Below are 23,076 nucleotides of genomic sequence, written 5' to 3' on the forward strand. Positions count from 1 at the left end.
TTCGATCGTCTCAAAGGAGGGCCCACCGATGTTCCGAACCGTACTGTTTTGCCTGTCCACCTGCCTCGCCGGCGCCAGCGCCGCGCAGGAGGCGCCCGCGCTCTATGACGTGACCGGCGTGGCGGGCGGTGACCACCTCAACATCCGCGCAGCACCCGAGGCCGACGCGGTGCAGGTCGGCACGCTGGCGCCCGACGCCACCGATATCGAGATCACCGCCATCAACGAGGCCGGCACCTGGGGCCGGCTCAACACCGGCGAGGGCAGCGGCTGGGCGTCGCTCTCGTTCCTCGAGATGCAGCCGGGCAGCGCCATGCCCGATGCCGCCGAGCTGGGCTGCTTCGGCACCGAACCGTTCTGGAGCTACCGTGTCGACCCCGACAAGGTTGCGCGCTGGTCGGAGCCTGACGGGGATCCGGTGACGCTGATGGCGGGGCAGACCCGGCGCGTCGATGGCGGGCTGCATCCGTTCGTCTCGGTGGCGGCGGCGCCGGACCTGCAGGCGACCCTCGTCGTCACCCCGGAGGCTGCGTGCAGCGACGGCATGTCCGACCGCCTCTATGGGCTTGCGGCCACCTTGGTGCTGACGGGCCAGATCAGCCGCGCGGTGAGCGGCTGCTGCGCGCTGACGCCACACTGAGACCGGCCCCCCGTTTCATGCAAAAAGGCCCCGGCGGATGCCGGGGCCCTGCAGGCGATTGTCGGGTTGCGGTCAGTTCACCGACTTGCTGTCGACCACGTCCTTTTCCAGCGCCGGGGTGCCGGAGGCGCGGGCGATCTCGATCCGGCGCGGCTTCAGGGCCTCGGGGATCTCGCGCTTGAGGTCGATGTGCAGCATCCCGTTCTCGTGCACCGCACCGGTCACGCGCACGTGGTCGGCAAGGGTGAAGCGGCGCTCGAAGGCGCGGGTGGCGATGCCGCGGTGCAGGTAGCTGCGGGCCTCGTCCTCCTCGGCCTTGCGGGCCGACACGACAAGCTGATGCTCTTTCAGCTCGACCGAGAGGTCGTCATCCGCGAAGCCGGCCACGGCGATCGAGATGCGGTAGGAATCCGACGCGGTCTTTTCGATGTTGTAGGGCGGATAGGTCGGCTGGGCGACGTCGCTGGTCAGCGCCCGGTCCATCAGGTCGGCGATCTGGTCGAAGCCGACGGTTGCGCGATAAAGCGGTGCGAAATCAAAGTGACGCATGGGTCATCCTCCATTGAGCGATACCATATGTGATGCGCCTTCCCGGCATGGGACAGGCGGCTGGAACACGCCGGAGCCCTGTCTCAGGCACTCCGGATAGCTGATAGTTGGGGAGGGGGATCGGGGCTTTCAAGACCCCCGGTTCAGGGCTTGATGAAGCGCGCCCCGATGCCCTCTCGGCTGCCGCCACCGACGGTGATCCGGCGCGCGCCGGTGGTCACCTTGGGCCGCGCATCCTCGCGGTTGAGGCGCTGCCGCAGCTCGGAGACCAGCGCCGGCAGGCTCGGCCCGTAGGACTCGCCGCGCGCGTTGCCCGAAGAGATCACCGACAGGATACGCAGGCGGTTGTCCTCGCGCACGAAGACCGGCGCCCCGGACGAGCCGAAGGTCACGTCGCAGTCGAAGCCAAGGACGTCCTCGCGGTAGCGCCGGGTGATTTCGCAGTCCGGCTGGCGCGAGAGCACCTCTTCGCGGCCGCGCCCATAGGAGACCACGCTCACGCGGGTGCCCGGCGCGGGCATCTCGTGCACGCGGAAGGGATCGGCCTCGGCGCTCGAGATCGGCTGCGCCAGCCTGAGCAGCGCCACGTCGGTCGCGACGGCGCTGCCGGAGGACGAGGTCCCGTCGGCGGCCAATTCGGAGTAGCGCTCGGGCACGGCCCAGCGATCCACCCGGCGCTCGGTGATGGCGCTGCCGTGGTGATAGCCGGCGCGGAAGGTCATGCCGCGGGCCGGATAGGGCGCTCCTGTGACGGGATCGAAGACGCAATGCGCTGCGGTGAGCACGAGGTCGCGACCGATGAGAGCACCGGTGCAGAAGCCGTTGGGCAGGTCGAGCCGGCCCACCGCTTCCCAGCCAAGCAGGTCGCCGCGGCTTTCCATCACGTCGAACACGGCGCGGCTCTGGGCTGTCGCCGCTGGGGTCAGGCTAAGGAGCGCGAGGCAGGCGGCGGCGAGATATCTCATGGCGTTATGAATTTTGCCCCCGTTTCGCGCCGCATCCCGGCGTCCAGTGTCTGGCGGACCGCATCGGTTTCGAGCGCGGCGCGCAGCGGCGCCAGCGCGCCCGCGATCTCGGCGCCGAGGGCCACCGGCCGGCCATCTGCCTCGGCCTTGGCCGAGATCACCGACACGATGACCGGCGCGTCCTCGGGGCCGGCGAAGACCGGAGAGCCCGAGGCGCCGAAATCCACCGCGCAGGAGAGCACCATCATGCGGCTCTGCAGGTCGAGCACGCCGCAAAGCCCCTGCAGCGACGGCGCCTCGGAGCGGTCATGGGCGTAGGAGACCACGCTCACCTCGCTGCCGATCGCCGGGTGCGGCCCTGTGGCGAAGGGCTGGATGGTGGTGTTGCGGATCGGCAGCTGCAGCTCGATCAGCGCGACGTCGCTTCTGACGCGCTTGGCGTCCCTCGGCGCGGAGAAATCATACGCGGGGTGGGCGACCGCCCGGCGCACCCGGCGATAGGCGGCGGCGCGGCCGTTGCGCCATCCGGCAAGGAACTGGATCTGACCGGCCGGGATGCGCGCGCCGGTCTCGGCATCAAACAGGCAATGCGCGGCGGTCAGCACCAGATCCGGCGCGATCAGCGCCCCGGTGCAGAACGCCTTGCCCGCCAGCTCGAGCCGACCGACGGCCTCCCACGGGCGGCCGTCTTCGCGGCTCTGCATCGAAAACAGACTGCCATCCGCCCATGTCGGGCCGGACAGGCAGATCAACAGGACTGCCAGAATGAGGCGCACCGCGACTTCCCCTTTTCACCCAGTTCGGGGGTACCGGCGGTCTTTGTCAAGAATTGGGCGCGACCGGACCGGGCGCGGACACTGGCGCTACTCTGCCAGCGCCCGCGGTTTCGGCCCGCCGGTGGCCCAGTCGAGCAGCTCGACCGTGTGCACGACCGGCACCCCGGTGCCCGAGCCGATCTGCATCATGCAGCCGATATTGCCGGCGGCGATGACGTCGGGCTGCTTGGCTTCGAGCGTGCGCACCTTGCGCGCCTTGAGCTGGCCCGAGATCTCGGGCTGCAGCAGGTTGTAGGTGCCGGCGCTGCCGCAGCACAGATGGCTGTCGGCGGGCTCCACCACCTCGAAGCCGGCGCCTTTCAGCAGCGCCTTGGGGTGGGACTTGATCTTCTGCCCGTGCTGCAGCGAACAGGCGGCGTGATAGGCCACCCGGATCGGCCCGCTGCCCTCGGCGCCCATGGGCTCGGGCATGTCGGTGCCGGCGATCTCGGCCTTGGCGAGGTTGCGCGCGGTGACGTCGGCCTCGGGCATCAGCTCGGCCAGCAGCTCGGAGATGTCGCAGGCCAGCCCGGAGACACGCGCCGCGTCGCCCGCCAGCGCCGCGTCGGTGCGGAACATGTGGCCATAGTCTTTCACCGTGGTGCCGCAGCCCGAGGTGTTGATGACGATGGCATCGAGGCCGTCCCCGTCGATCTCGGCGCACCACGCGCGGATGTTGCGCGCCGCCGAGCCGTGGCTCTCGCCCTCGCGCCCCATGTGATGGGTGAGCGCGCCGCAGCAGCCCGCCCCCTTGGCCACCACCACCTCGCAGCCCAGCCGGGTCAGCAGCCGGATCGTGGCGTCGTTGATATCGGTGTTGAGCGCCTTCTGCGCGCAGCCGGTCATCAGCGCCACCCGCCTGCGGCGCGGGGCCTTCGGCGCAAAGCTCTGCGGGTCGTCGTTGCGGCTCACCGGCGGAATCGTTTTGGGCGCCATCTCGAGCATGGCGCGCAGGCGCGGATCGGGCAGCAGGCGCGCGAAGGGCCGGCCGAGCTTGGCACCGGCCAGCGCGGCGCGGAACCGCATCGGGTGCGGGATGATCCGCGCCAGCAGCCAGCGCAGCGCGCGGTCGCTCCACGGGCGCTGGTAATTCTGCTCGATATAGGCGCGGGCGTGGTCGACGAGGTGCATGTAATGCACCCCCGACGGGCAGGTGGTCATGCAGGCGAGGCAGCTCAGGCAGCGGTCGATATGCTTGACGGTCTTGGCGTCCGGCACGCGCTCGTTCTCGAGCATGTCCTTGATCAGGTAGATCCGCCCCCGCGGGCTGTCGAGCTCGTCGCCCAGAACCTGATAGGTCGGGCAGGTGGCGGTGCAGAAGCCGCAATGCACGCAGGCGCGCAGGATCTCGTTGGCGCGCTCGGTGCCCGGGTCTTGAAGCTGCTGGTCGGTGAAATGGGTCTGCATGGAACTCTCAGGAGGTCATCCTCCGGGCGGTGGCGTGCCCGGAGCGGGAAAGGGGAGTGGCGCAGAGGCCGGTGGTCGTCGCGATGGCGCGGCGCGGGGCAGGGGCGCGCTTGACGCATGGCGCGAAGGCGATGACGGGGCTCATGCCATCAACCCGGGATTGAGCAGGCCTTTCGGGTCAAAGCGCGCCCGGAGCCCTGCGCTCAGCGCCGCCACCGGCGCGGGCTCTGGCTGGAAGGTCGGGAGGTCGCCGCTGGCGCGCACCGCCGTGGCGTGGCCGCGGAACCCCGCGCCGAGCCTGTCGCGTGCATCGGCGCCCTCGGGCAGCAGCGCCCAGATCAGCCCGCCGCCCCAGTCGAAGACCAGCGCCTCGGCGCCCAGCCTTGCGGCGAGCGCCGGCGCGTCGGACGGCGTGCACGAGATCCGCCAGACATCGCCCGGTTTTCCGTGGAACGACTCGACGTCGCGCACCGCCTTCCAGAGCGCCGCGCCGCGCGCCGCGTCCGTTTCCACCACCGGCTGGTGGCGCGCGAAGAGTTCTGAAAGCCGCCCGCCGCGATAGGCCACCGAGTCGGCAAAGCCCTCGATCCGCACCAGTGTCAGTGGCCCGCCCTTGGGCCCTTCGGGCAGATGCGCCGCGCCGCTCACATCGAACGGAGAGCCAAGCGCCTGGGACAGCACCGGTACCGCCTCTTCCGGGCTCAGACCGGCGAGCACCAGCGTCGCCGTGGCCGCCGGTTTCGGCAGCACCTTGAAGGCGATCTCGGTCATCACCCCCAGCGTGCCCCAGCTCCCCGCCATCAGCTTGACGAGGTCGTAGCCGGTGACGTTCTTCATCACCCGCCCGCCATTGCTCACCACGCGGCCGGCGCCGTCGACGAAGCGCACGCCGAGCATGAAATCGCGGCAGGCGCCGGCCTGCACCCGGCGCGGCCCCGACACGTTCGCCGCTGCCACGCCGCCGATGGTCGGCGCGCCGTCGGTGCCCAGCAGCCCGCGATGGTCCATCGGCTCGAAGGCCAGCCGCTGGCCCTCGGCCTCGAGCGCCGCCTCGATCTCGGCCAGCGGCGTGCCGGCCTTGGCCACCAGCGTCAGCGCGCCCGGCTCGTGCAGCACGATGCCCGACATCGCGCCGGTCTCCAGCACCTCGCCGGCGCTCCTGCCGACCGCGCGGGTGCCACCGCCGCGCACCCTCAGCGGGCCGCTTGCGTCCCGGATCATCTCGGCCAGCTCGGTCTCTGTCTCAGGTCTCATGGGCTTCTCTGGTTCAAAAATACCTCGGGGGAGTCCGCGCCTTCGCGCGGACGGGGGCAGCGCCCCCGGCTATTCGGCGGCCACCGCGCGCCGCGCCTCGGACACCGCGAGCGGGAACACCTTGGCGGGGTTCAGCAGCCAGCCCGGGTCGAACACGTCCTTCACCGCCATCTGCGCCTCGAGATCGGCGGGCGCATATTGCACCGACATCAGGTCGCGCTTCTCGATGCCCACCCCGTGCTCGCCGGTCAGGCAGCCGCCGACCTCGACGCAGAGCTTCAGGATCTCCGCCCCCAGCGCCTCGCATTTCTCGAGCTCGCCGGGTTGGTTGGCGTTGAACAGGATCAGCGGGTGCATGTTGCCGTCGCCGGCATGGAACACGTTGGCCACCTCGAGCCCGATCTCGCGCGACAGCTCGCTGATGCGGCGCAGCACCTGCGGCAGGGCCGAGACCGGGATCGTGCCGTCGAGGCACATGTAATCGTTGATCTGCCCCATGGCGCCGAAGGCGCTCTTGCGGCCAAGCCAGATGCGGCCGGCCTCGTCGGCGTCCTGTGCCTCGCGCAGCTCCACCGGATCGTGGCGGCGGGCGATCTGGGTGATCAGCCCGAGCTGCTCGGCGATCTCGGCCTCCGAGCCCTCGACCTCGACGATGAGCAGTGCCTCGCAATCGGGATAGCCCGCCTTGGCAAAGGCCTCGCAGGCAACGATGCAGGGCCGGTCCATGAACTCGATCGCCACCGGCAGGACGCCCGCCTTGATGATGTCCGACACGCATTCGCCGGCCACCTCGTTCGAGTTGAACGCGATCAGCACCGGGCGCGCGCCCTCGGGCTTGCGCAGGATGCGCAGGGTGGCTTCCGTCACCACGCCGAGCTGGCCCTCCGAGCCGCAGACCAGCCCCAGCAGGTCGAGCCCGCCGGGATCGAGATGCGCGCCGCCGAGCTCGATCACCGTGCCGTCCATCAGCACCATCGTGACGCCCAGCAGGTTGTTGGTGGTGACGCCGTATTTCAGGCAATGCGCGCCGCCCGAGTTCATCGCGATATTGCCGGCGATGGCGCAGGCCAGCTGCGACGAGGGGTCGGGGGCGTAGAAGAAATCCTCTTCCTCGACGGCGCCGGTGACGCTGAGATTGGTGCGACCGGTCTGCACCCGGATGAAGCGGTTCTCGTAATCGGTCTCGAGCACCTCGTTCATCCGCGCCACGCCGAGGATCACCGAATCCGCCGTCGGCAGCGCGCCCCCGGCCAGCGAGGTGCCGGAGCCACGCGGCACCACCGGCACGCCCTCCTCGTGGCAGATCGTCAGCACCGCCGAGACCTCTTCAGTCGAGGCGGGCAGCACCGCACAGAGCGGCGGGCAGCGATAGGCGGTGAGCGCATCGCACTCATAGGCGCGGGTTTCGGCCTCGTCGTCGATCACCGCGTCGGCGGGCAGCACCTCGCGCAGGCGCGCGACGATCTCGGCCTTACGGCTCAGTACCCTGGCGTCGGGCTCGGGCATCTGCATCTGAGGGTCCTCCCTTGGAATTGGTAAAGTGATATAACCAATTTGCCGCGTTGGCGCCAGACATTTTCCGGCGCGCGGCTCACGAGGGCGCCTGCGGCTTGCGTTCGGCGGGAAAACGGTAGCATGAGTGGGCCATGGACTGGGTAAAGATCATACATCTTCTCTGCGTGATGGGCTGGATGACCTCCATCTTCGCGGTGCCGCGCGCGCTGATCTACTGGAAGCGCGAATATGCCAAGCTGGGCGCGTTCGGCCCGCTGGGCGACCTGACCGTCCGGCTCTACCGGTTCTCGGCGGCGCTGGCGGTGATCGCGCTGATCACCGGGCTGGTGCTGGCGCAGTTCTGGGCCTGGGCGCCGTGGATCCACGTCAAGCTGGCGCTGGTGGCGCTGTTGGTGGTCCATTACGTCTGGACCGGGAAGATGGTGCTCCGCGCCAAGCGCGGCGCGTTCCGCGAGTCCGATCTTTTCCTGCGCATCTTCAACGAGATCAGCGTGGTCGGCGTGATTGCCGTGCTCTGGGTCGTCGTGGTCAAGCCGTTCTGATCGATGGGGTGGCTCGACCAGTTCGACTATTTCCGCCTGCTCGATCTCGCGGGAACGGTGCTGCTGATCGCGGGCTGGCTGCTGTCCTCGTGGTTCGTCGAGCACCCGCCAAGCTGGCGGCCCTCGGTGTCGAGCCTGATGGCCGAGTATCGGCGGGTCTGGATGGTGCAGTTCGTCACCCGGGAGCCGCGCATCTTCGATTCGCAGATCGTCGCCTCGCTGCGCCAGAGCACCGCGTTCTTTGCCTCGGCCTCGATGATCGCCATCGGCGGGATCTTCGCGCTCCTGGGCAACACCGAACAGTTGCGCGGCGTGGCCGGCGATCTGACCGACGGCGTGGCGCCGGTCTTCGTCTGGGAGGTCAAGCTGCTGCTGCCGCTGCTCTTCGCCGCCAACGCCTTTCTGAAATTCGTCTGGTCCAACCGGCTCTTCGGCTATTGCTCGGTGATGATGGGAGCGGTGCCGAACGAGGCAAGCGATCTGGCTTATGCCCGCGCCGCCAAGGCGGCCGAGATCAACATCTTCGCCGCCAAGAGCTACAACCGCGGCCTGCGGGCGGTCTATTTCGGCATCGCCTCGACCGGCTGGCTGATTGGTCCCGAAGCGCTGATCGTCGCCGCCGCGGTCGCGCTGGTGATGATCCTGCGCCGCGAGTTCGCCTCGCAATCGCGCGAGGTGCTGCTGCAGAGCGAGCCCGAGAGCTGAGCGCCTTCGGTGGGCGCCCGTCCACGCTAATCCTCGCTAGTCGACAGCGCGGATCAGCTTGCGCTCGAGCACGCGGAGCACGGTGCGCAGGTCGTGGCCGCGCTTGAGCACCTGCCCCTCCATGCTGAGGACCGCGTATTGCCCCTGCTTGCTGCGCAGCTTGGGGCGTTTCTCGATGCGGTAGAGCGGGTGTTCGGCGGTGCGGCGGAACACCGAGAAGACGGCGACGTCGCGCAGGCAGGAGATGCCGTAATCGCGCCATTCGCCGGCTGCGACCATGCGCCCGTAGAGCGAGAGGATGACGTTCAACTCGGTCCGGTGGAAGGCGACGACGTCCTGCGCGTGGCCGGGGCCCGGAAAAGGCGTAAGGCTGTTCATGGTGCTAAGCTGCGCCTGATGTGGGCGCAAATCAAGGGCGGCGCTGCTCAAATGCCGGTCATCGCGTATGGCGTGCTCCCGGACGTGCCACTCAGCCGGTCGGCGGAGCGTCTTTGCACACCGTGACGGGGCTGTCATCTGCCGGGAGGCTCAGCCTCGTCCAACGGTGGTCGAGTGTCGGGCAGGATCTCCATGCCAGGGATCGTCTGCCACGTCTTTCCGCCGCCGGAGAGGCGCGAGGCGCGGGCGGTCCTATCGGTGCCCGATCCAGCCGCGATCGTCGGTGAAGGCCCGGGCCTCGCTGATCCGGACCGGGCCGTAGCCCTCGGGCTGCTCCGTCAAGGCGTCCAGCGGTTGAGCGGAGGCGGCAAAGAGGACGTTTGCCCGGTTGCGCGCGCTCACCGGGCCCTGTGCCACCACCACATGCGGATAGAGCTCGGTCAGGATGGCATGGACGCCACGGGCCAGAGGGCCGTCCGGCGCGTCCAGAAGGTTCACGTAGACCGGGCCGTCGACGATGTCGCGCAGCCGTGCGAAGCTCTCGCGGGTGACCAGATGCGCCGGCACGGACCCGGAGGAAAACGCATCCATGACGGCGGCATCGAAGCGCGCCTCGGTTTCGTTGAGGTAGACCCGGCCATCGGCGTGCACGATACCGAGCCGCCCCGATCCAGCGTCGCCGTCCGAAGCCTCATAGCCGGTGGCGTCGATCATCGCGGCGGCGCGGGGCATGTGGCGGCGCACGACATCGGTCACCAGCGGGTCGATCTCGACCGCGACCGCCTGCGCATCGAGCCGCGTGGCGAGCAGCTTGGTCGGCAGCGTGTACCCGCCGCCGCCGATGAACAGCACCGAAGCCGCTTGTCCGAGGTCCTGCGCCATCCGCGACCAGAGCCAGTCGGTATAGCCGAGGGCGAGCGGGACAGAGCCCTGCCCGAGCTCCTCCGGCGCGCGGCGCTCCGCCGCCTGTACGGTGCCGTCCGAGACCAGAAACACCTCTGGCCCCTTGTGGGCGATGTCGAGGCAGGACAGCCCGGATTCATACTCACAGGCGGGGGAGCCGGCGAGACCGGCCACGCCTACGAACCCCACCGCCGCGAGGGTGACGACGCGGTTGTCGGGCGGGCCGGCGCGCAGGAACGGCAGGCAGAATAGGGTGAGCGCGCCGCACGTGGCAAAGGTCGCCGTCGATCCGATCAGCGGCAGCGTCACGAACCCCGCGAGGATCGCGCCCGCGATGGCGCCGATCGAGCCGGCGGCAAGCACGAAGCCCAGCGACGAGCCCTCGCGCCCCGGCCGGGCCTCCATGGCGAGCTTTGCCAGCAGGGGCGAGGGCAGGGTGACCAGCACCGAGGCCGGAAAGAAGACGAGGAAGACGCTGACCATCATGCCGTCAGTTCCGCGCGCGCCCCAGTTGTGCAGCAGGCCGAGCAGGGTCGGGGAGGCGGCCATCAGCACCGCCGTTCCCACCAGGGCGCCGCGCGTGGTGCGCAGGGCAGCCTCGCGGGGCCGCTCGGCGACGATGCCCCCGAGGGCGCTGCCGAGGGAAAAGCCGCCCAGCACCGTGGCGATCACGGTGGTCCAGGTCAGAAGCGATGTGCCGAAGAACGGCGCCAGCACCCGGCCGGCGGCGATCTCGTAGGTCAGGCCCACGGCGGAGAGCACCAGGATGAGCGCGATGGTCAGCGGAAAACGAATGGCAGGCTCCTGCGATGAAACGGCGGGGGCGGCCCCGCGTGGCGATGTCCGGTCCGGTATTGTCCAGAACGTGGGCTTTTTCAAACGCTGCCATCGCGAGGCGGGCGACGCGCGACAGGCGGCATGGCTGGGGGCTGCGCACAGGGTGCGCGCTCGCGGTCTCGTCAGTGACAGGGCTGCGCGTTGGTGGGGGGGCCGCGCTGAGGCCGGGGTCTCGCCTTAAAGCCGCTCCGACGGGCCGCGATCGGGGGTGCGTTCGGGAGCAGGGACTGTCCGGGCGTTTTCCGGGAACCCTCCCGCGGTGGAAGGTCGTTGATCCTGAGATTGCCGAAACGACGGAACCGCCCGATGCTTACCGCCCCCTTCCTGTCTGGACCGCCGGCCCTGAATGGCGCGACCGGCGGTTTGCCGGTCAAGGGAGCAGGCTGGGCCGATTTCGCCGCGAGGCCTGTGCCGCGATGACGATCCGTGGCGTGCCGTACCGGCTGCGACGCCGACGCGCCGACCGCCCCCGGTCGACGGACACGGGATCGGCGCGCGTCCGGACCTCATCGCCGCCGTCGCGGACGGGATCTGTGCCGCCTCGGCCGCACCACATACCTGCAAGGGAGACCAGAAATGCCCAAGGATACCGCCAAGACCGCCGTGCTTTATCGCATGGTGATGCCCGACCATCTCTGCCCCTTCGGCCTCAAGTCCAAGGATCTGCTCGAGCGTAAGGGGTACGACGTCGAGGACCATCACCTCACCACGCGGGAGGAGACCGACGCCTTCCAGCGGGAACATGACGTGAAGACCACGCCGCAGACCTTCATCGATGGCAAGCGCATCGGCGGTTATGACGATCTGCGCGTGTATTTCGAGCTTGATCCGCCGAAGGAGGAGCAGAGCGAGACCAGCTACCAGCCGGTCATCGCGATCTTCTCGGTCGCGGCGCTGCTGGCGTTGGGGCTGTCGTGGCACCAGTACGGCACGATCTTCACCCTGCGCGCGGTCGAGTGGTTCATCTCGCTGTCGATGGCGATCCTCGCGATCCAGAAGCTGCAGGACCTCGAGAGCTTCTCGACCATGTTCCTCAACTACGACCTGCTGGCCCGGCGCTGGGTGCCCTACGGCAAGATCTACCCGTTCGGCGAGGCGCTGGCGGGCATCCTGATGACTGCCGGGGCGCTGACATGGATCTCGGTGCCGGTGGCGCTGGTGATCGGGACAATCGGCGCGGTCAGCGTGTTCAAGGCGGTCTATATCGACAAGCGCGAGCTGAAATGCGCCTGCGTGGGCGGCGGGTCGAACGTGCCTCTGGGCTTCGTGTCGCTGACCGAGAACGTGATGATGGTGGCCATAGCGCTGTGGATGGGCGCGCGGGCGATCACCGGCTGACCGGGGCTGCCGTTTAAGCTGTTCGCGAGGAGCGAGCGCGCTCGACAGCATCGCTTGGCGACGGCGTGCGCGCTTTCGCTGTTCGCAGGGAGGCGCCTGCCTGCGCCGGGGTGCTGGGCGCGGCCTGTCGGGAGATTCGGCGCGAACGCCCTCTATTCTCACTCGTAGAAGCATTCGCGAACCTGACCGCTCGGGCAACGAAAAGGGCGCCATCCCGCAAGGGATGACGCCCGGGACAGTATCGCCGGATGGCGGTCGCAGGGGGATCAGAATCCCAGCGCCATGCCGTCCTTGCGGCTGTCGCTGCCGCCGGTGAGCGTGCCGGTCTTGCGGTCGATCAGGATCGCCTGACTGCCGCCGATGGGGCTCTTCTGGATGGCGAGCTTGTGGCCGCGCGCTTCGAGCTCGGCGCGGGCCTCGGCCGAGACGCCCGGTTCAAGCTGAAGCTCACCGCCGAAGCCGAAGCTGCGCGGCGTGTCCATCGCCGCCTGCGGGTCGAGCCCGAGGTCGAACATGTTGGACAGGAACTGGCCGTGGCCTGCCGCCTGATACTGGCCGCCCATCACGCCGAAGGGCATCACCGCCTCGCCGTCCTTGCAGACCATGCCGGGGATGATGGTGTGCATCGGGCGCTTCATCGGCGCGATGGCGTTGGGATGGCCCTCGATCAGCCGGAACGAGGCGCCGCGAGAGTGGAACAGCACGCCGGTCTCCGGGTCGAGCCGGGTCGAGCCGAAGCCGTGGAAGATCGAGTTGATGAAGGACAGCGCGTTGCCCTCGCCATCGACCACGCAGAGATAGATCGTGTCCTTGTGCTCTGGCTCATCCCAGAGCGCCGGTGCGCCGGCCTTGCTCATGTCGATGCGGGCGGCAAGCGTGTCGACCACTTCGTCAGAGAGCAGGGTTTCGGTGACGTCCGGGCAATGCTCCGGATCGCTGATCAGCGCGTCGCGGTGGTGATAGGCGAGTTTGGCGGCCTCGGCATGGATGTGGATGCGGTCGGCCTCGGAGAGGTCCGGGCCCATGTCGAACTTGGACAGAATGCGCAGGATCAGCAGCGCCGCGAGGCCCTGGCCGTTGGGCGGGCACTCGAAGACGTCATAGCCGCCGAACTCGGTCGAGATCGGGTCCACCCAGATGGCGGCGTCCTTGCCGGCGTGGAAGTCTTCCTCGGTCTGCAGACCGCCGAGCGATTGCAGATGCGCGGCCATCTTGGCGGCGGTCTCGCCCTCGTAGAACCCGGCGGCGCCTTTCTCGGCGATCTCGCGCAGGCGCGCGCCGATCAGCGGCTGGGCGTGCCTCTCGCCGACCTTGGGTGCGGCACCGTTCGGCAGGAAGACCTTGGCAGCGTGTTCGTCCTTGCCGACCAGCGCGGCGGTCTCGGCCCAGTCCATCGCGACGCGCGGGGTCACGACATAGCCGTTCTCGGCGTAGTGGATGGCGCGGGCGAAGAGCCGATCGAGCGGCATCGAGCCGTGATCCTCGTGCAGGCGGCACCAGGCCGAGATTGCGCCGGGAATGGTGACGGCGTGCGGGCTGGTTTGCGGGATCTCGTCGGTGAGGCCCGCGGCCTTCAGCGCCTCGACGGTGGCGGCCTTGGCGGCGCGGCCCGATCCGTTGAGCGCCTTCACCGCGCCGCCCTTGGGGGCGTAGAGCGCGAAACAGTCACCGCCGATGCCGGTCATCAGCGGGTCGACGACGCATTGCACCGCAACGGCGCTGATCGCGGCATCGACGGCATTGCCGCCGGCGGAGAGGATCTCGAGCCCGGCCGCCGTCGACAGCGGGTGCGACGTGGCGATCATGGCGTCGGAGGCCAGAGTGCTGGGACGCCGGGCGGAGAAGAAGTCGAACATGGGTCTTTGTGTCCTGCTTTTGTGCTTCGGTTCCGTGAGTGATGTATGGACCTTAGCGAGTTTCAGAGGCCTGCGCCTCCGTCGAAGTGAGCGGGTGAAGACATGCGACGGCCCGCCCGGCGCCTTGCTGGCCGAGCTGCGGGTCGCGCAGTCGGCAATCGTCCTGCGCTGCCGGGCAGCGCGAGGAGAAACGACAGCCCTTGGGCAGATCCAGAGGGCTCGGGATCTCGCCCGGGAGCGGCTCGGGGATCGGTTCGAAGAACCGCGGAGCCGCTGCCCGAAGGGCTGCGGAATAGGGATGCGCGGGCCTTTCGAGCACCGCATCCGTGGGGCCGGTCTCGACGATCCGGCCCAGATACATGATGGCAATCTCTTCGCAGAGATAGCTCGCCACGCCAAGGTCGTGGGTGATGAAGACGAGCGTCAGCCCCATGTCGCGCTGCAGGCTGCGCAACAGCGTCAGCAGCTGTGCCTGTGTCGACACGTCAAGGCCCGAGACCGCCTCGTCGGCCACCAGAACCGAGGGCTCTGAGGCCAGCGCGCGGGCGATGGCGACGCGCCGCACCTGACCGCCGGACAGGCCGGAAGGGTAGCGGCTGGCGGCGTCGGTGGGCAGGCCCACCCGGTCGATGAGCTGCGCCACGCGGGCGGCTTCCTCGGCCTTGGGCACGATGTCGAAATGGCGCAGCGGCTCGGCGATGAGGTGGCCCACGGTCATGCGCGGATCGAGCGAGCCGCGCGCGTCCTGATAGACCATCGCCACGTCGCGGGCGAAGCCGGTGCCGCGGGCGCGGGCCTCGCGGATCGGCCTGCCGCGATAGAGCGCGCGCCCGCCGCTGGGCGCGTCGAGCCCGAGCAGCACGCGCAGCAGCGTCGACTTGCCCGAGCCGCTCTCGCCCACGAGCGCCAGCGAGGCGCCCTGCGCGATGCTCAGCCGCACCCCGTCGAGCGCCTTGAGACCGACGGTCTCGCGGCTCAGGAGGCTGCGGCCCGGTTTCGGCACGGAGAATTCCTGCTCGACCTCGATCAGCTCGAAGACCGGCGGGTTTGGCGCCATGGCGGGGCGCTTGGTCTGGATCTGCGACATGATCATTCCGGGTTCCAGCAGGCGAATTGGTGATCGAGCGGGCCATCTGCCCCGGCGCGGGCCGGTTGCAGCGGCGGTGCCTCTCCGGCGCAGCGCGGCAGGGCGCGGGGGCAGCGGGTGGCGAAGCGGCAGCCCAAGGGCATCTCGCTATGCGGCGGCACCGTGCCCTCGGGCGCGGTGATGTCCTTGGTGCCGATCTCGAGCACGCAGGATTTCAGCTGCTTGGTATAGGGGTGGCGGTGACGTTCGAGGATGTCGCGGGAGGGGCCCGCCTCGACCACCTGACCGGCATAGAGCACCACGATGCGGTCGCAGGACTGGCTGGCCAGCGCCAGATCGTGCAGCACGAAGATGCAGCTCGCGCCGCGCGATCTGGTCTGCGCGAGGATCAGCCGCACGATCTGGGCCTGGATGGTGACGTCGAGCGCCGAGGTCGGCTCATCCGCCAGCAGCAGGTCGGGGTTGCAGGCCAGCGCGATGGCCACCATCACGCGTTGCTGCATCCCGCCCGAGAGCTGGTGCGGATAGGCGGTCATCCGGCCCTCGGGATCGTTGATGCCGACCGAGGTGAAAAGCTCGATGGCGCGGCTGCGTGCCTCGGCTTTCGACAGGCCGAGATTGCGCCGCAGCACGGTGATGAGCTGTCGCCCCACGGTGTAGGACGGGTTCAGGGCCGAGCCGGCATCCTGAAAGATCATCGACAGCCGGCGGCCGCGCAGCTTGACCATCTGGCGCTCGGGCAGCGCCAGCAGGTCGCCGGCGCCCGCCATCTCGGCCGTGCCCTCGACCTTGGCGCCATCGAGCAGGCGCATCAGCGCCGTGGCGATGGTCGACTTGCCGGCGCCGCTCTCGCCCACGAGCGCGAGCGTCTCGCCCTCGGCCAGCGACAGGGTCACCCGGTCGAGGATCTTGGCCGCGCCGCGATGCACGCTGAGATCAGAAAGGGTGAGGATCGGTTGGGTTGCCATGTCCTTCATGCGCCCCTCCGGAGCTTGGGGTCGAATTCCTCGCGGATGCCGTCGCCGACGATCGACAGCGCGATCAGCAGCAGGGCGAGCGCGAAGCCGGGCATCGCCGACATCCACGCCGCGAAGCTGACGAAGGCGCGGCCTTCGGCGATCATCAGGCCCCAATCGGGTGTGGGGGGCGTGACGCCGATGCCGAGGAAGGAGAGCGACGAGGAGACGAGGATCGCCTCGGAGATGCGGATGGTGACCTGCACCGCCAGCGGGAAGATCACGTTGGGCAGCACGTGGCGCCAGATCACCCTGAGATAGGGGATCGACATCAGCGTCGCCGCCTCGACGAAGAGCTGCACGCGCACCTGCATGACGTCGGCGCGCACGGTGCGGGCGAAGGGGCCGATCATCGACAGGCCCACGGCGACGACCACCTTGTCGACGCCCTGTCCGAGGATGGCGATGAAGGCCACGGCGAGGATCAGCGAGGGCAGCGCGAGGATCGAGTCGATCAGCCGCATCAGCACCCATTCGACCCAGCCGCCCGAAAGACCGGCGGCAAGGCCGATGACGAGGCCGCCGGCGGCGCCGATCAGCACCGAGAACAGGCCGATGATCAGCGCGTAGCGGGCGCCATAGATCACCCGGCTCAGGATGTCCTGACCGTAGCTGTCGGTGCCCAGCGGGTGCGCCACACTCGGCGCCTGCATCATCGCGTTGATGTCCTGCATCACCGGATCATAGGGCGCCACGTAGGGAGCGAAGATCGCCGCCAGCACGTAGCCCGCCGCAACGATGAGGGCGATGGTGAAGAACGGGCGCCGCAGGAAGATCGAGCGCCGGCCGGTCCTGACCTTCTTCGGCGGCTCGGCGGGCGGCAGGGTGGTCGGGGCTTCGGGGGTCTGAATGCTCATTTCCGTGTCCTCAGCCGCGGGTCGAGGACGGGGTAGGAGAGGTCCACGAGAAGGTTCACTCCGATGAAGAGGGTGGCGGTCATCATCACGCCGGCCTGCACGACCATGTATTCGCGCCCCAGAACGGCGGAGGTCAGCATCTGGCCGATGCCCGGCAGGTTGAAGACCGTCTCGGTCAGCACCGTGCCCTGCAGCAGAACGCCGAGCTGAAGCCCGAGGATGGTGACCAGCGGCATGGCGATGTTGCGCACGCCATGCACCCAGATCACCCGCCACGACGGCTCGCCGCGCGCGCGGGCAGCGGCGATGTAGGGCTGCTCCATCACTTCGATGAGGGTGGCGCGGGTGAGGCGGGTGATCATCGCGATGAAATAGGTCGACAGCGTCAGTCCGGGCAGGATCATGTGATAGATGCCGCCCCAGAAATCCTGCCACGGCGAGACATAGCCCATCACCGGGAAGAGCTGCATCTTCACGGCAAAGAACCAGATCAGCAGGATGCCGAGCAGGAACGAGGGGAAGGCAGTGCCGGTCAGGGCCAGCACCGCGGCGCCCGCGTCGAACGCGGTGTCCTTCTTGACCGCCGACAGCACGCCCAAGGGCACGCCGATCAAGATCGCGAAGGCGAGGGAGAAGGAGGCGAGCGTCAGCGTGACGGGCAGCGCCTCCTTGAAGGCATAGGTGAAGATATCCGTCCGGGCGACATAGGATGTGCCCCAATCTCCCTGTACGAACCTCACCGCCCAGTCGGCGTATTGCGCGAGGAAGGGCTGATCCAGCCCCAGCTCGGCGGTGAGCGAGTCATACGCCTCCTGCGAGAACTCCGATCCCAGCATGATCTGGATCGGGTCGCCCGGCGCCAGCTTCAGAAGTCCGAAGCTGGCCACCGAGACGACGAACAGGACGACAAGCGTCTGCGCGATCTTTCCCAGTGCCTGTCCCCACATCAGGCGAGACTCACCGTGTGAAGGTTCACGAGGTCGGCGGGGATGTACTCGAAGCCCTGCACCTTGTTCGAGAACACCTTGTAGATGGGCATGTGCGCCATGACGGCGATCGCCGCCTCATCCATCAGCAGATCCTCTGCCTTGTAGTAGAGCTCCTTGCGGGCCTCCGTTTCGAGCACCACCTGCGCCTGTGCGCAGAGCTCGTCGAACTCGGTGTTGACCCACTTGCCGAAGTTCCACGCGCCGTCCGAGCGGAACTCGGGGTAGAGCGTTTCGTCCGGGTCGAGGTCGGCCACCCACTCGAAATCGTAAAGGTCGAAATCGCCCTCGTTGCGGCGTTTCACCCATGCGGCGGGCTCGATCAGCTCGAGGTTCGCCTTGATGCCAATCTGGGCCAGCATCGGCGCCACGGTCTGAGCGACGCGGGTGCCGACGGGGCCACGCTCGGCCATCATGTAGGTCACCTCGACCTCGCCCTGATTGGCGGCCTTGGCGCGGAATTCCTTGGCCTTCTCGAGATCGAACCACTGGCCGCGGCCCGAGGTCGCGATGTCGGGGTCGAAAAAGTCGGTCATCGGCGGCGAGATCGGCGTATAGGCCTGCTGGGCGCGACCGAAATAGGCCTGCTTCACGAGGGTCTCGCGGTCCAGGGCCCAGGCCACGGCGCGGCGCAGGTTGATGTCGTCGAACGGCGCGCGGGCGCAGTTCATGCCGACGAAGGTGTAGTTGCCCTCGATCTCGCCATAGAGCTTGGCGTTCGGGAAGGCGTCGACCTGATCCACCAGTTGCATCGGGCAGTCGGTCATGCCGTCGATCTGGCCGGCCATCAGCGCGGCCAGCGCGGTCGAGGCCTCGTTCATCAGAACGAAGGTGACGCGCTCGAGCTTGGGCATCCCCTCTTCGAAATACTCGGTGTTGGCCTCGAGCTCGATGGCGTCGTTCTCGCGCCACGAGACGAACTTGAACGGGCCGGTGCCGACCGGGTTGCGGCCGTAATCGGCGCCGTATTTCTGCACGGCGGCGGGGCTGACGATGGTGCCGGCGCGGCCGGTCGAGCCGTTCAGCGCCACGGGCAGGAAGGCATAGGGCTGCGAGAAGTGCAGCTTGACGGTCAGGTCGTCGACGATCTCGATCTCGTCGAGCAGCTCCAGCTTCCAGGCGTGCGGCGACTTGGGCTCGCCCTCCTTGACGCGCAGCAGCGAGAACTTCACCGCTTCGGCGTTGCAGGGCGTGCCATCGTGGAACATCACGCCTTCGCGCAGCTTGAAGACGTGGGTCTTGTCGTCCTCGAGGTCCCAGGTCTCGGCCAGATCGGGCTCGAAGGTGACGTTGGTGCCGTCATAGGCGATCTTGAGAAGACCGTTGTGAATGTTGTTGATGATCTGGATCGCCGACAGAAAGCCGGTGAAATGCGGGTCGAGCGTGTCGATCACCTTGATCGACGCGATCTTGAGATGGCCGCTCTGCTGGGCGCGGGCGATGCCCGGCGCGCCGGTCGAGGCGGCTGCGGTCAGAAGCCCTGCGCCCATCCCCTTGAGCACGGCGCGGCGACCGAGACGCGCCGAGAGGCGTTCGGCCAGAGCCTTCTTGTGATCTACCTTCTTCATGTTTCGTCTCTCCTGTTGGCATGGTCTCCTCCCTTTTTTCTCCGTAGAGGCCAGTGCCCTTGCCGCGGCCCGGTTGGCTCCGGATCTCGCGCGCCTCGGTCTGGTTTCGAGGCGGTTTTGTCGATGTCTCCCCAATCATGCGACCTTGTTATGAATTCAACTTGCTGAGACATGTATACATATGCAAGATAAAAGTGTTCCAAACCCGTGAGGCGGACGGCAGATGTCTATTCGCACAGCAGAAAGCATTTTCGAGACGCTGGTCGACGGCATCGTGGCCGGGCGGATGCCTCCCGGTGAGCCTCTGGTCGAAATGGCGCTGGCCGAGCAGTTCGGCGTCTCCCGCACCCCGGTGCGCGAGGCGCTGCACCGTCTGGAGCAGGCGCGCCTTGCCGAGCGCGGGGCGCGGCGGGCCTTCTTCGTGCGGCAGATGGCGCCCGACGATCTGGCCGAGCTGTTCGAGGCGGCGGGCGAGGTCGAGAGCGGGCTGGCGGCTCTGGCGGCCCACCGCATGAGCGAGATCGAGCGCCGCAAGCTCGAGGCGATCCTCGCCGAGGGCGATGCCTGCGACGATCCCGAGGCCTATGGCGCGATCAACGCCCGCTTCCACGAGATCCTCAAGAGCGGCGCACGCAACGCCATCCTTGCCGCCACGCTCGACGAGCTGAACCTGCGCACGCTGGCGTGGCGCGCCGCCAATTTCCACCAAGATGCCTCGCGGCTCGAAACCTCGCGCGCCGAGCATCGCGGTATCACCGAGGCCATCCTCGCGCAGGACTCCGAAACCACGCGGCGGCTGATGCGCAGCCACGTGGCCTCGTCCTACATCGTATTGACCGACATCCTGGCCCGCCGGGCGGAGTGATCCGCGCCGCTGCCGTCCAAGCTTTCTGGAGACCCATATGCCCGATCTGACACTGACGCTGGAACTGCTGCTTTTCATGGTGGTGATCGGAGGCTTTGCCGGGGTGCTCGCCGGGCTTCTCGGCGTCGGCGGGGGCATCGTGCTGGTGCCGGCCTTCTTCTTCACCTTCCAGGCGCTGGGCTATGACGGGCCGCAGACCATGCAGGTCTGCCTTGCCACCTCGCTGGCGACGATCATCGTCACCTCCTTGCGCTCGGTGGTCAGCCATAACCGCAAGGGAGCGGTCGACTGGGACATCCTCAAGAGCTGGGCGCCGGGCATCGTGATCGGCGCCATCGTCGGCGTGCTTGCCGCCTCGGCGCTGAAATCCACCAGCCTGCAGGTGATCTTCGGGGTGCTGGCGCTGGTGATCGGCGCCTACATGACCTTCGGCAAGCGCAGCTGGCGGCTGGCCGAGGCGATGCCGAGCGGCGGCAAGCAGTATATCTATTCCCCGGCGGTGGGCTTCCTGTCGGTGCTCATGGGCATCGGCGGTGGCAGCTTCGGCGTGCCGCTGATGAGCCTGCACAACGTGCCGATCCACCGCGCCGTGGCCACCGCGGCCGGCTTCGGCGTGCTGATCGCGGTGCCCTCGGCGGTGGGCTTCCTGCTGCTGACCATCGAGCCGGGCTCGCGCCCGCCCTTCACCATCGGCGCGGTGAACCTGCCGGGCTTTCTGGTGGTGATCGCCATGACCCTGCTGACCGCGCCTCTGGGCGTGAAGCTCGCCCACGCCATGGACCCGGCGCCGCTCAAGAAACTATTCGGCGCCTTCCTGATCCTCGTGGCGCTCAACATGCTGCGCAAGGCGATCATGGGCTGAGCAGCGCCGCCCCGGCCACTGCTTCGAGTTGCCGCATGGCGCTGCCGTGCAAACTGCGGTTGCTGCGAGCCTCAGAGTGGCTACCGTAGCCTGCGGGGGCGGCCCGGTTTGCCGGGCCTCGCGATCCACGCAGAGCGACCCCGGCGGAACGTCGCCGCGCGATCCGTGAGGGGCCGCCCGGTGGGGCCGGAACAGAGGCAGGACGAATGGCGGCGCGAGAGGAACGCATCGAACTCGGTCTTTCCGAGACAGACGCAGGGGCGGCGCTGAGCCTCTCGGGCGTCCTTTCGATCCGCACCGTCAGCGAGCTGCGCCACCGTCTGGCCGCGCTGAACCTCGACCGACCTCTGGTCGTCGATCTTGCCGGGGTCGCGCGCATCGACACCGCCGGCGCGTGGCTGCTGGTTGATCTCGAGACGCGGGCGCAGTCTGCTGGCGGCAGCCTCGATCTGCGCAACGTGCGCGACACCACCGCGCTGCTGCTCGACAACGTAAGGCAGGCCCGCCCCGAACCGGAAAACCGGCCCGAGGCGGCGCGCGGCGTTCGGGCGCTGCTCGAGCGTATCGGCCGCGCCGTGGTGGGCGCCTTGCGCTATTTCGCCGACCTGACCGGGTTCTTCGGCCTGTTCCTCGCCCGGCTCGCGCGGGTGCTGCGCCACCCGTCGCAGTTTCGCCTGACCGCGCTGGTGGCGCATTGCGAGGATGTCGGGCTGCGCGCCGTGCCGATCGTGTCGCTGATGGCCTTCCTGATCGGCGTGGTGCTGGCCTTCCAAGGCGCCGAACAGCTGCGCCAGTTCGGCGCCGAGGTCTTCGTGGTCGACCTGATCGCCATCTCGGTGCTGCGCGAGCTTGGCATCCTGCTCACCGCGATCATCGTCGCGGGCCGCACCGCCTCGGCCTTCACCGCCGCCATCGGCTCGATGAAGATGCGCGAGGAGATCGACGCCATGCGCACGCTTGGGCTCGATCCCGGGGTGATGCTGTTCGTGCCGCGTATCCTCGCGCTGCTGCTGATGCTGCCGATCCTCGGGATCATTGCCGATTTCATGGGCATTTTCGGCGGCGCGCTTATGGCGTGGCTCGAGCTTGGCATCTCGCCCTCGATGTTCGTCACGCGGCTGATCGAAGGCACCGGCGTCGGGCACCTTGTCGTCGGGCTGGTCAAGGCACCGGCCTTTGCGCTGATCATCGGCGTGGTGGGCTGCCACGCGGGGATGCAGGTCAAGGGCAACGCCGAGTCGCTCGGGCGGATGACCTCGGGCTCGGTTGTCGCGGCGATCTTCGCGGTGATCCTCGCCGATGCGCTGTTCTCGGTGTTCTTTGCAAAGGTGGGCATATGACCGAGGATGGGCGAGAGGCGGTGATCCGGGTGCGCGGGCTGAAGACCCAGTTCGGCAGCCACGTGGTACACGAGAATCTCGACCTAGATGTCTATCGCGGCGAGATCCTCGGTGTGGTCGGCGGCTCGGGCACCGGCAAGTCGGTTCTGCTGCGCACCATCACCGGGCTGCAGATACCGGCGGCGGGCGAGATCGAGGTGTTCGGCGTCGACGTGCTGGCGGGCGGTGCAGACCGCGACAGCCTCGACGACCGGTGGGGGGTGATGTTCCAGGACGGGGCGCTGTTCTCGTCGCTCACGGTGCGCGAGAATATCGAGGTGCCGATGAAGGCGGTGCCGGGGCTGGACGCCGACATCCGGCGCGAACTGGCGGACCTGAAGATCTCGATGGTCGGGCTGCCCTATCTGGCGGGCGATCTCTACCCGTCCGAACTGTCGGGCGGGATGCGCAAGCGGGCGGGGCTGGCGCGGGCGCTGGCGCTCGATCCCGAGATCGTTTTCCTCGACGAGCCCACGGCGGGGCTTGACCCCATCGGCGCGGCGGCTTTCGATACGCTGATCCGCAACCTCAGCCAGTCCCTCGGGCTTACGGTCTTTCTCGTGACACATGACCTCGATACGCTCTACGCGATCTGCGACCGGATCGCCGTGCTCTCGGAGCGCCGCGTCCTGGTGACCGGCAGCCTCGAGGACATGCTCGAGGTCGACGACCCCTGGGTGCGCGAGTATTTCCACGGGCCGCGTGCCCGGGCGGCGTTTGCCGACACCGCGGCAGACCGGGAGGACTGAGGC

22 protein-coding genes are annotated in these 23,076 nt (G+C 68.4%); 8 read left to right on the top strand and 14 right to left on the bottom strand.

All coding sequences use genetic code 11. The annotated features are described in order from the left end of the window. Window positions 1-28: 28 nt before the first annotated feature. Window positions 29-640 carry a COG3650 family protein gene (locus LCM15_RS11860; protein ID WP_224856613.1) on the top strand — a complete coding sequence of 204 codons (612 nt, stop codon included), beginning with the start codon at window positions 29-31 and terminating at the stop codon, window positions 638-640. Window positions 641-712: 72 nt separating this feature from the next. On the opposite strand, the gene LCM15_RS11865 is transcribed toward LCM15_RS11860, so the two are convergent. The 6 genes from LCM15_RS11865 to LCM15_RS11890 form a co-directional block, all read right to left on the bottom strand. Further along, window positions 713-1,189, bottom strand: coding sequence for an Hsp20 family protein (locus LCM15_RS11865; protein ID WP_224856615.1), 477 nt, complete (start codon window positions 1,187-1,189; stop codon window positions 713-715). 143 nt (window positions 1,190-1,332) lie between these two features. Further along, entirely contained in the window at window positions 1,333-2,154 is an 822-nt protein-coding gene (locus LCM15_RS11870) for a trypsin-like serine peptidase (protein ID WP_224856618.1), read from the bottom strand. Beyond that, the gene (locus LCM15_RS11875; RefSeq protein ID WP_224856619.1) at window positions 2,151-2,930 is read right to left on the bottom strand and encodes a trypsin-like serine peptidase; all 780 of its coding nucleotides are present in this window, start codon (window positions 2,928-2,930) and stop codon (window positions 2,151-2,153) included. Before LCM15_RS11875 ends, LCM15_RS11870 begins: the two co-directional genes overlap by 4 nt. Before the next feature lie 87 nt (window positions 2,931-3,017). After that, window positions 3,018-4,376, bottom strand: a complete 1,359-nt coding sequence (gene glcF / locus LCM15_RS11880; RefSeq protein ID WP_224856621.1) for a glycolate oxidase subunit GlcF — start codon at window positions 4,374-4,376, stop codon at window positions 3,018-3,020. 141 nt (window positions 4,377-4,517) lie between these two features. Continuing rightward, the gene (locus tag LCM15_RS11885) at window positions 4,518-5,630 is read right to left on the bottom strand and encodes an FAD-binding protein (RefSeq protein WP_224856623.1); all 1,113 of its coding nucleotides are present in this window, start codon (window positions 5,628-5,630) and stop codon (window positions 4,518-4,520) included. A 69-nt stretch (window positions 5,631-5,699) separates the two neighbouring features. Beyond that, window positions 5,700-7,142 carry an FAD-linked oxidase C-terminal domain-containing protein gene (locus LCM15_RS11890; protein WP_224856625.1) on the bottom strand — a complete coding sequence of 481 codons (1,443 nt, stop codon included), beginning with the start codon at window positions 7,140-7,142 and terminating at the stop codon, window positions 5,700-5,702. Between the two features lie 134 nt (window positions 7,143-7,276). Here LCM15_RS11890 and LCM15_RS11895 point away from each other — a divergent pair, with 134 nt between their 5' ends. Both LCM15_RS11895 and LCM15_RS11900 read left to right on the top strand, forming a co-directional pair. Next, window positions 7,277-7,687, top strand: coding sequence for a CopD family protein (locus tag LCM15_RS11895; protein ID WP_224856627.1), 411 nt, complete (start codon window positions 7,277-7,279; stop codon window positions 7,685-7,687). Window positions 7,688-7,690: 3 nt separating this feature from the next. Further along, window positions 7,691-8,392 carry a DUF599 domain-containing protein gene (locus LCM15_RS11900; protein ID WP_224856629.1) on the top strand — a complete coding sequence of 234 codons (702 nt, stop codon included), beginning with the start codon at window positions 7,691-7,693 and terminating at the stop codon, window positions 8,390-8,392. A gap of 36 nt (window positions 8,393-8,428) precedes the next feature. On the opposite strand, the gene LCM15_RS11905 is transcribed toward LCM15_RS11900, so the two are convergent. After that, on the bottom strand, window positions 8,429-8,770 hold the full coding sequence (locus tag LCM15_RS11905) for a DUF2794 domain-containing protein (RefSeq protein ID WP_224856631.1): 342 nt from the start codon (window positions 8,768-8,770) through the stop codon (window positions 8,429-8,431). A gap of 252 nt (window positions 8,771-9,022) precedes the next feature. Beyond that, window positions 9,023-10,423 carry a fused MFS/spermidine synthase gene (locus tag LCM15_RS11910; RefSeq protein WP_318246062.1) on the bottom strand — a complete coding sequence of 467 codons (1,401 nt, stop codon included), beginning with the start codon at window positions 10,421-10,423 and terminating at the stop codon, window positions 9,023-9,025. 663 nt (window positions 10,424-11,086) lie between these two features. Here LCM15_RS11910 and LCM15_RS11915 point away from each other — a divergent pair. Then, a complete protein-coding gene (locus LCM15_RS11915; protein ID WP_224856633.1) occupies window positions 11,087-11,848 on the top strand; it encodes a glutaredoxin family protein in 762 nt (253 codons plus the stop codon). Between the two features lie 266 nt (window positions 11,849-12,114). On the opposite strand, the gene LCM15_RS11920 is transcribed toward LCM15_RS11915, so the two are convergent. From LCM15_RS11920 to LCM15_RS11945, 6 genes are read right to left on the bottom strand one after another with little or no spacing between them, the layout of a single operon-like run. Beyond that, entirely contained in the window at window positions 12,115-13,704 is a 1,590-nt protein-coding gene (locus tag LCM15_RS11920) for a gamma-glutamyltransferase family protein (RefSeq protein WP_224856635.1), read from the bottom strand. A 52-nt stretch (window positions 13,705-13,756) separates the two neighbouring features. Then, on the bottom strand, window positions 13,757-14,797 hold the full coding sequence (locus LCM15_RS11925; RefSeq protein WP_224856637.1) for an ABC transporter ATP-binding protein: 1,041 nt from the start codon (window positions 14,795-14,797) through the stop codon (window positions 13,757-13,759). Beyond that, complete coding sequence (locus LCM15_RS11930; RefSeq protein WP_224856639.1) at window positions 14,794-15,768, bottom strand: ABC transporter ATP-binding protein; 975 nt, start codon at window positions 15,766-15,768, stop codon at window positions 14,794-14,796. Before LCM15_RS11930 ends, LCM15_RS11925 begins: the two co-directional genes overlap by 4 nt. Then, window positions 15,765-16,664: an ABC transporter permease gene (locus tag LCM15_RS11935; protein WP_224856641.1), complete on the bottom strand. Its 900-nt coding sequence runs from the start codon at window positions 16,662-16,664 to the stop codon at window positions 15,765-15,767. Before LCM15_RS11935 ends, LCM15_RS11930 begins: the two co-directional genes overlap by 4 nt. Then, window positions 16,661-17,611, bottom strand: coding sequence for an ABC transporter permease (locus tag LCM15_RS11940; protein ID WP_224856643.1), 951 nt, complete (start codon window positions 17,609-17,611; stop codon window positions 16,661-16,663). Before LCM15_RS11940 ends, LCM15_RS11935 begins: the two co-directional genes overlap by 4 nt. Next, the gene (locus tag LCM15_RS11945) at window positions 17,611-19,218 is read right to left on the bottom strand and encodes an ABC transporter substrate-binding protein (protein WP_224856644.1); all 1,608 of its coding nucleotides are present in this window, start codon (window positions 19,216-19,218) and stop codon (window positions 17,611-17,613) included. Before LCM15_RS11945 ends, LCM15_RS11940 begins: the two co-directional genes overlap by 1 nt. A gap of 223 nt (window positions 19,219-19,441) precedes the next feature. On the opposite strand from LCM15_RS11945, the gene LCM15_RS11950 reads away from it, so the two are divergent. The 4 genes from LCM15_RS11950 to LCM15_RS11965 all read left to right on the top strand — a co-directional run bounded on the left by LCM15_RS11950 (window position 19,442) and on the right by LCM15_RS11965 (window position 23,073). Continuing rightward, complete coding sequence (locus LCM15_RS11950) at window positions 19,442-20,083, top strand: GntR family transcriptional regulator (RefSeq protein ID WP_224856645.1); 642 nt, start codon at window positions 19,442-19,444, stop codon at window positions 20,081-20,083. A 37-nt stretch (window positions 20,084-20,120) separates the two neighbouring features. Next, window positions 20,121-20,945, top strand: coding sequence for a sulfite exporter TauE/SafE family protein (locus LCM15_RS11955; RefSeq protein WP_224856646.1), 825 nt, complete (start codon window positions 20,121-20,123; stop codon window positions 20,943-20,945). Window positions 20,946-21,151: 206 nt separating this feature from the next. Beyond that, window positions 21,152-22,285, top strand: a complete 1,134-nt coding sequence (locus LCM15_RS11960; RefSeq protein WP_224856647.1) for an ABC transporter permease — start codon at window positions 21,152-21,154, stop codon at window positions 22,283-22,285. After that, window positions 22,282-23,073: an ABC transporter ATP-binding protein gene (locus tag LCM15_RS11965; protein WP_224856648.1), complete on the top strand. Its 792-nt coding sequence runs from the start codon at window positions 22,282-22,284 to the stop codon at window positions 23,071-23,073. The genes LCM15_RS11960 and LCM15_RS11965 overlap by 4 nt, the downstream gene beginning before the upstream one ends. The last annotated feature ends 3 nt before the right edge of the window (window positions 23,074-23,076 follow it).

This window comes from Salipiger bermudensis, assembly GCF_020171625.1.
GTDB classification, from domain to species: domain Bacteria; phylum Pseudomonadota; class Alphaproteobacteria; order Rhodobacterales; family Rhodobacteraceae; genus Salipiger; species Salipiger bermudensis_B.

Bases quoted from the DNA above. Each gene is read 5' to 3' on its own strand.
- LCM15_RS11860 (WP_224856613.1), top strand. From the start codon at position 29: ATGTTCCGAACCGTACTGTTTTGCCTGTCCACCTGCCTCGCCGGCGCC.
- LCM15_RS11865 (WP_224856615.1), bottom strand. From the start codon at position 1,189: ATGCGTCACTTTGATTTCGCACCGCTTTATCGCGCAACCGTCGGCTTC.
- LCM15_RS11870 (WP_224856618.1), bottom strand. From the start codon at position 2,154: ATGAGATATCTCGCCGCCGCCTGCCTCGCGCTCCTTAGCCTGACCCCA.
- glcF (WP_224856621.1), bottom strand. From the start codon at position 4,376: ATGCAGACCCATTTCACCGACCAGCAGCTTCAAGACCCGGGCACCGAG.
- LCM15_RS11885 (WP_224856623.1), bottom strand. From the start codon at position 5,630: ATGAGACCTGAGACAGAGACCGAGCTGGCCGAGATGATCCGGGACGCA.
- LCM15_RS11890 (WP_224856625.1), bottom strand. From the start codon at position 7,142: ATGCAGATGCCCGAGCCCGACGCCAGGGTACTGAGCCGTAAGGCCGAG.
- LCM15_RS11895 (WP_224856627.1), top strand. From the start codon at position 7,277: ATGGACTGGGTAAAGATCATACATCTTCTCTGCGTGATGGGCTGGATG.
- LCM15_RS11900 (WP_224856629.1), top strand. From the start codon at position 7,691: ATGGGGTGGCTCGACCAGTTCGACTATTTCCGCCTGCTCGATCTCGCG.
- LCM15_RS11905 (WP_224856631.1), bottom strand. From the start codon at position 8,770: ATGAACAGCCTTACGCCTTTTCCGGGCCCCGGCCACGCGCAGGACGTC.
- LCM15_RS11915 (WP_224856633.1), top strand. From the start codon at position 11,087: ATGCCCAAGGATACCGCCAAGACCGCCGTGCTTTATCGCATGGTGATG.
- LCM15_RS11920 (WP_224856635.1), bottom strand. From the start codon at position 13,704: ATGTTCGACTTCTTCTCCGCCCGGCGTCCCAGCACTCTGGCCTCCGAC.
- LCM15_RS11925 (WP_224856637.1), bottom strand. From the start codon at position 14,797: ATGATCATGTCGCAGATCCAGACCAAGCGCCCCGCCATGGCGCCAAAC.
- LCM15_RS11930 (WP_224856639.1), bottom strand. From the start codon at position 15,768: ATGAAGGACATGGCAACCCAACCGATCCTCACCCTTTCTGATCTCAGC.
- LCM15_RS11935 (WP_224856641.1), bottom strand. From the start codon at position 16,664: ATGAGCATTCAGACCCCCGAAGCCCCGACCACCCTGCCGCCCGCCGAG.
- LCM15_RS11940 (WP_224856643.1), bottom strand. From the start codon at position 17,611: ATGTGGGGACAGGCACTGGGAAAGATCGCGCAGACGCTTGTCGTCCTG.
- LCM15_RS11945 (WP_224856644.1), bottom strand. From the start codon at position 19,218: ATGAAGAAGGTAGATCACAAGAAGGCTCTGGCCGAACGCCTCTCGGCG.
- LCM15_RS11950 (WP_224856645.1), top strand. From the start codon at position 19,442: ATGTCTATTCGCACAGCAGAAAGCATTTTCGAGACGCTGGTCGACGGC.
- LCM15_RS11955 (WP_224856646.1), top strand. From the start codon at position 20,121: ATGCCCGATCTGACACTGACGCTGGAACTGCTGCTTTTCATGGTGGTG.
- LCM15_RS11960 (WP_224856647.1), top strand. From the start codon at position 21,152: ATGGCGGCGCGAGAGGAACGCATCGAACTCGGTCTTTCCGAGACAGAC.
- LCM15_RS11965 (WP_224856648.1), top strand. From the start codon at position 22,282: ATGACCGAGGATGGGCGAGAGGCGGTGATCCGGGTGCGCGGGCTGAAG.